We start from the raw sequence: 3186 nt of genomic DNA, 5'->3' as shown, positions 1-3186 counted from the left end.
TATCCAATTATTAATCTTCCACTAAATTTCAATAGACTCAAGTCCTTCACGGAATTTTTTGTGAGAAGTCTTATTTCATTCAACGCTGTATCAAGTATCCATTCGATAATCGATGGATATATAAAATATTTGGGTCAAATTGGATATCTTGAAAAGAACTTCACTGCACGCATAAGCGCCTCTTGACGGTCTGTCTGGTTCAGCAGATCAACGATCAAACGAATCTTGTAGTGTTTGATTGATATGGAAGAAAAAGCTGCCCTGGCCGGATTTGCGGCCCTGTCTCACGAAATCCGCCTGCGGATCATCCGGCTGCTGGTCTTTGCAGGTGCGAAAGGCATGGCGTCCGGGGCCATTGCCGCAGCCTTGGGCGATGCCAGCCCATCGCTCGTTTCCTTCCACCTCAAAGAGCTGGAAAGCGCAGGCTTGGTCGAAAACTGGCGTGACGGGAAATCCATCATCTACAGCGCCAAATTCCCTGCGCTTTCGGATCTGGTCGCTTTTCTGATGCACGATTGCTGCGAGGGCCATTGCGCATGGTGCGACCAGGCCATCGCTCTTTTCGCCAAGTGCAGCGGACGTCCCACAAACGCGAACTGTGACATTTGACATGCGCAAGCTTCTTGGATTCGTCGAAAACAATCTGCTGTTCATGGCGGTTGCCACCACAGCTTTCGGACTTGCCGTGCCCTCTATCGGGATAGGGCTTGAGGCGGGGATCAGCCCCCTTCTGGCGCTCCTGATGTTGGTCATTAGCCTGACCTTCGACGCGGCGGCCGTTCGGATCGTTTTCCGCAAGCCGAGCCGTCAGATTTGGGCTCTGGGTCTGGTCTATGGGCCAATGTCGCTGGCAGGCTGGCTGACCGGGCGCATCTTCTTCGGCAGCGGGCACCTTGCGGCGGGACAGACGTTGGTCGGCATGCTCCCGACTGACGTATCCGCACCCCTCCTGGTGCTGCTGGCACGCGGCAATGTCGCCTTGGCTGCTGTCCTGAATGCCGTGAACACGGCCTTGTCCCCGTTCATCATCCCATTCCTGTTTCTGTGGCTGACAGGCATCGAGCTGACCGTTCCTGTTGGCGCCGTGGTTCTGGAGCTGGTGCTGGTTGTGGTGGTGCCGACCGTCGTCGGCGTCTGGCTGCGGACCAAGTTTCTGAAGCAGGTATCGCGGTTCGACTATGCGTGGCCTAGGCTGGGGTCCGTATTGTATCTGGTTCTTCTGCTGGCCGTGATCGGGCCGAATTCAGCGACGATCCTTGGCTACGGCTGGTACGCGCTGGTGATCGCTCTGGCAGCTTTGGCACTGAACCTGATCGGCTATGCTGTCGGCATGATTGCCAAGCTGTTCGCGGAGGATCGCGCGGAGCTGATCGCCTATCTGTTCACCACGAGCAAAAAGGAATTCAGCATCGCGGCCGCATTCGTTGCAGCATCGGGTCTTCCTTCTGAAATCGCGGTGCCCGCTGCTTTCTTTGCAGTGATCCAGATGATCACGTCACCGATTGCGGCAAAGATGATGGCGTCAGAGCGTGAAAGCCTGTTGGGGGTCTGAGATAGACCAATGATCCACCGAAGGCGGCAGGGTCAACTTCGACCTCCATACCCATAGTGGCGACGAGTCCATCGACTACGAGCGCGGCAGTGGCGCGACTAATGGCGAGGGCAACATCGAAGCGCCCTTTGATGGTGGTAGCGTCTGGTTCTGCGAAATCGCGATAGCACGTCGATCAACATGACCATCAACGTATGCAGCGATTAAAGCGCCATCGTCGAAACTTATTGAGCCTCGGGTAGCCATTCGTAGGCGAATGGCTTCCTTTTCCCTTCTGCAGTCTCTGCTGCCCTGCACGTGAAGAAAGCCGAAATGCTGGTAGCAACATCTTACTGAGACGGTAACATTCATGCGCGAACCTCTGGAAATCCATTGATGTGGAACTTTGACCTCAATAGACATCACTCATGATCCGCGTGCTGCGCCAGCTTGCTATGATCTTCATCGTGACCTTGGTCTCGATGGGAATTACTGCATCCGCTGGAAATGCTTCGATGGATCTGAAATGCGACATGATGCTGACAGCGGCCTCTGCCGATAGCTCGGAGGATCATTCGCAGCACCGTGCTGGTGACCCTTCAGACCATTCTCTTCAGAATATCGTCATTGTCGAAGATCATATCCATGACGAAGACACTTCCTCCGAAGAGCAAGGATCGCACTGCAAGGCCCATGCGTGCCCTATAACCGCGTTTTTGGCTTCCAGCGACATTGCCCAGGCTTTTCTGTTCAGCCACGCCCTTTATGCCTTGCGCACGGCCCCACTGGTAGACCTGACCTTCTCAGAAAGACTGCGCCGCCCTCCGCGGGTCTGATCCGAACGCTGGCTGCCGTGGTCTGAGCGACTGCGGCCTTCATTATTCTGATCCATAAGCGGAAACGTTTCATGAAACTCGTGTTTGCAGTTGCGATGCCGCTGCTTGCGGTGGCCTGTGCGCCGTTGCCCCCTGTGGATACGTCCGCCGGGCTTGTGGGCGTCGACGATGCTACGTCGCCGGTCTCAACCCTGAAGGCTGGTCCTGCCGTCACCTATCGAAGTCGCAGAGCCGGAAATGCTCGATGACCTGAGCGAGGGGCAGAACGTTCGTTTTGCTGTCGACCGGGTCGCGGGAACCCTGACCATCACTGAACTTCTGGAATGATCCGGAAAATCGAACATCGGAGAATGACAATGATCTCGTACAAAGCTCTTATCGTTGCGGCTGTCGCTGCAAGCAGTCTCGCAACGCCGCTTTTTGCCCAGGATGCTGATTTCCAGATGCCTGAGCAATGCGCCATGGCAGCACCGGCCGGAGAAATGCCCGCCACTGGTGAAATGCCTGCAGGAGACGCCCCTGTCGCCGGAATGCCCGCTGGCGATATGCCGATGGGAGGAATGCCCCAAGGCTCTGCCCATCACGGCAACAATGCAGGCGGCATGGGCGCCATGATGGGTATGGGCGGCATGGATATGGAGACCATGCCCGAACATGTTCAGGAAAACATGCGCCGCATGATGGTCACCATGCCCGCCATGCACGACGGCATGATGAATGAGAATGCCGACGTGGCCTTTGCCTGCGGGATGATTGCCCACCATCAGGGCGCCATCGACATGGCGGAAGTGCTTCTGGAGCATGGCGAGGACGATCAGA

Annotated in this window: 5 protein-coding genes; all 5 read left to right on the top strand. The window is 56.1% G+C overall.

Going from position 1 to position 3186, the window contains the following annotated elements; translation table 11 throughout:
- The first annotated feature begins 243 nt into the window (after positions 1–243).
- Complete coding sequence (locus tag ACFQDM_RS15845) at positions 244–609, top strand: ArsR/SmtB family transcription factor (RefSeq protein WP_046001738.1); 366 nt, start codon at positions 244–246, stop codon at positions 607–609.
- A complete protein-coding gene (locus tag ACFQDM_RS15840; RefSeq protein ID WP_377380687.1) occupies positions 599–1552 on the top strand; it encodes a bile acid:sodium symporter family protein in 954 nt (317 codons plus the stop codon). Before ACFQDM_RS15845 ends, ACFQDM_RS15840 begins: the two co-directional genes overlap by 11 nt.
- A 407-nt stretch (positions 1553–1959) precedes the next feature.
- On the top strand, positions 1960–2367 hold the full coding sequence (locus ACFQDM_RS15835) for a hypothetical protein (RefSeq protein WP_377380685.1): 408 nt from the start codon (positions 1960–1962) through the stop codon (positions 2365–2367).
- 198 nt (positions 2368–2565) lie between these two features.
- Complete coding sequence (locus tag ACFQDM_RS15830; protein ID WP_377380706.1) at positions 2566–2694, top strand: copper-binding protein; 129 nt, start codon at positions 2566–2568, stop codon at positions 2692–2694.
- Positions 2695–2717: 23 nt separating this feature from the next.
- The coding region (locus ACFQDM_RS15825; protein WP_377380683.1) for a DUF305 domain-containing protein at positions 2718–3186 on the top strand (469 nt) is incomplete at its 3' end.

The organism is Ponticaulis profundi, assembly GCF_042659465.1.
In the GTDB taxonomy this organism is placed as follows: domain Bacteria; phylum Pseudomonadota; class Alphaproteobacteria; order Caulobacterales; family Hyphomonadaceae; genus Ponticaulis; species Ponticaulis profundi.
The sequence above is the reverse complement of the archived record's forward strand: the minus strand, read 5'-3'. Positions and strand labels throughout refer to the sequence as shown.

Excerpts from the sequence above, each read along its gene's own strand:
- ACFQDM_RS15845 (WP_046001738.1), top strand. The coding sequence starts at position 244 with ATGGAAGAAAAAGCTGCCCTGGCCGGATTTGCGGCCCTGTCTCACGAA.
- ACFQDM_RS15835 (WP_377380685.1), top strand. The coding sequence starts at position 1,960 with ATGATCCGCGTGCTGCGCCAGCTTGCTATGATCTTCATCGTGACCTTG.